This window comes from Mycobacterium sp. (genome assembly GCF_046095365.1).
In the GTDB taxonomy this organism is placed as follows: Bacteria; Actinomycetota; Actinomycetes; order Mycobacteriales; family Mycobacteriaceae; genus Mycobacterium.
Map to the genome: position 1 here is coordinate 1 of NZ_JBJTJF010000157.1, position 2,594 is coordinate 2,594.

1 protein-coding gene and 3 pseudogenes are annotated in these 2,594 nt (G+C 67.9%); 1 reads left to right on the forward strand and 3 read right to left on the reverse strand.

Going from position 1 to position 2,594, the window contains the following annotated elements; all coding sequences use genetic code 11:
* Positions 1 to 32: 32 nt before the first annotated feature.
* Positions 33 to 140 (forward strand): annotated as a pseudogene (locus ACKOQ4_RS11975) (UDP-glucose 4-epimerase); the annotation flags it as partial.
* Positions 141 to 212: 72 nt separating this feature from the next.
* Here the strand turns inward: ACKOQ4_RS11975 and ACKOQ4_RS11980 are convergent.
* From ACKOQ4_RS11980 to ACKOQ4_RS11990, 3 genes and pseudogenes are all read right to left on the reverse strand, one after another.
* A pseudogene (locus ACKOQ4_RS11980) lies at positions 213 to 755 on the reverse strand (SDR family NAD(P)-dependent oxidoreductase); the annotation flags it as partial.
* A 25-nt stretch (positions 756 to 780) separates the two neighbouring features.
* Positions 781 to 2,286 carry a hypothetical protein gene (locus tag ACKOQ4_RS11985; RefSeq protein ID WP_526292072.1) on the reverse strand — a complete coding sequence of 502 codons (1,506 nt, stop codon included), beginning with the start codon at positions 2,284 to 2,286 and terminating at the stop codon, positions 781 to 783.
* Positions 2,283 to 2,594 (reverse strand): annotated as a pseudogene (locus tag ACKOQ4_RS11990) (hypothetical protein); the annotation flags it as partial. The gene ACKOQ4_RS11985 and the pseudogene ACKOQ4_RS11990, both read right to left, overlap by 4 nt.

Consider the following 2,594-nt stretch of genomic DNA (forward strand, 5'->3'; position numbering starts at 1 on the left):
GCGGGGCCGGCTACATCGGAAGCCACACCGTCGTGCGGCTCATCGAGGAGGGCTTCACCCCGATCGTCATCGACAACTTCTCCAACGCCAAGCCCAGTGTCTTCGACCGCGTCGAGGAGATCACCGGCGCCCGTCCGGTGAGTGTCGACGGCGACATCCGTGACCGCGCGCTGCTCGACGGGCTCTTCGCCGATGCGCCCGCTGGCGTGCGCCCCGACGGGATTGAAGTAGCGCAGCAGGCACACCGACCAGTCGTCGTGCGCGACTGTCACGTCGGTGAGGATCTGCTCGATCATCAATTTGGTGCGCCCGTAGGGATTCGTGGCGCGCAGCGGGAAGTCCTCCCGGATCGGCACCGACGCCGGGTCTCCGTACACGGTGGCCGACGAACTGAACACGATGGTGCGCACGCCCGCGTCGCGCATCGCCTCGATGAGGACGATCGTTCCGCTGACGTTGTTGTCGTAGTATTCCACAGGCATCGCGACCGATTCGCCGACGGCCTTCTTTCCGGCGAAGTGGATCACCGAGTCGATGTCGTAGTCGGCGAAGATGCTGTCCAGCAGAGCGCGGTCACGGATGTCGCCGTCGACAGCGACTGGACGGGTGCCGGTGATCTCCTCGACGCGGTCGAAGACGCTGGGCTTGGCGTTGGAGAAATTGTCGATGACGACCGGGGTGAAGCCCTCCTCGATGAGCCGCACGACGGTGTGGCTTCCGATGTAGCCGGCCCCGCCGGTGACGAGCACTGCCATGAAACACTCCTTGAGTCGGGCGGCGTTAGGACTTTATCCAGCCGAGGGCACGGAGAAACCCAGTGCAGCCGCCCACGGCGTCGTCGCCGAAGACACCGCAGTGCTCCAATCCGCGGACGAAGACGGCGCCGGCCTCGGTCCGGACGACCGCGCGGGCCTCGGCCAGGCTGGGTGGCCGGCTAAAGCGGGAGCGCAGGCCGTCCAGCATCGGCTGATGAGCCGACAACTCCTGCGGCAGTTCCGATCCCGCCGCCAGTGCCTCGGCGATCCGCTCCAGTTCGGTCGCCAGGCGCGCCGGCAGCACGGCCAGCCCCATGGCTTCGATGAGTCCGATGTTCTCGCGCTTGATCGGATGGATCTCGGCGTGCGGGTGGAAGATCCCGTCCGGATGCTCGTCGGTGGTCCGGTTGTTGCGCAGGCAGAGCGTCAGTTGCAGGTGGCCGTCGATCAGCCGGGCGATGGGTGTGATGGTGTTGTGCGGGGTCTCGCCGGTGTAGGCCAGCACGCCGTGCTCGGGGTCGGAGTAGTCCCGCCAGGCCGCCAGCAGATCCGTGGCCCGCGCGAGCACCTGGTTGCGCGGCCCGCGTAACCGCAGCACCGTGAGCGGCCAGTGCAGTACCTCCACCGACATCCCGTCCAGGTCCCACTGCGCGGCGACCGCGGCGCGATCGAGGGCGAATTCGTATGCGCCGCCTTGGAAATGGTCCTGGCTGAGGATCGACCCCCCGACGATCGGCAGGTCGGCGTTGGATCCGACGAAGTAGTGCGGGAGGGTTTCGACGAAGTCGGCAAGCCGCGTGAAGGCGGCGCCGTCGATCTTCATCGGCCGCACCGCTTCGCTCAGGACGATCGCGTGCTGGTCGTAGTACTCGTAGGGCGAGTACTGCAGGAACCAGCGCTCGCCGCCGAGCTCCATCGGGATCAGGCGCAGATTCTGCCGGGCCGGGTGATCGGTGCGCCCGGGGTAGCCCTCGTTGTCCCGGACCAGGAGATTCGCCGGGTACGGTTGGCGATCCGCACTGCGTTTCTTCCTGGCGGCCTTGGCGATATCGCGCGGGTCCTTCTCCGGTTTGGACAGGTTGATGGTGATGTCCATCCGGCCGTAGTCGGTGTCCTGCCGCCAGCGGATATCCCGTTCGGTTCGGCCGGTTCGGATGTAGTTGCTCGCCACCGACATCCGGTGGAAGTATTCCGTGGCCGCAATGGCGTCGCGGCCGTGCAGCGACCAGAACCGCTCGCTGACCACCGAGGGGTGCATGACGAACGCGCCCATGACGGCGGTGTCCCACAGGTCGCGTTCGGTGGTGGTGTCGGGTTCGATCAGGCCCCTCGCCACCCCGTCGTCGAGCAGCGGAGAGAGCAGGTCGTCGACCGGGGCGTCGCCGCCGTCCGATGTCTCGGCGGCGAGGTCGTAGTCCTCGATCTGCAGCACCTCGAGGATGCGATTGCGGACGTACGCCCGGTCCTCGGCGCCGATCAGGCCCTGCCGGACGCCGTAGTCGACGAGGTTGCCGATTGCCGACTCGATCACGCCTGCTCCCACGTCGGTGCCGGATTGGCGTCCAACTGCGCCGGATCGGTGATCTCGCGCGCCCCCTCGTCGGCCCGCACCACGAAGAAGCGCGGCTCGAGACCGGTTGCCTCGGTGTACCGCGGGCCCACGAAGTCCGCGAAGGCGCCTGCGGCGTCGGCGCGGACCAGGTTCACCGTGCAGCCGCCGAATCCGGCCCCGGTCATCCGGGCGCCGAGGCAGCCCGGCGCCTCCCATGCGGCGGCTGCCAGCGCGTCGAGTTCCGGGCCGCTGACCCGATAGTCGTCGCGCAGCGATTCGTGCGACTG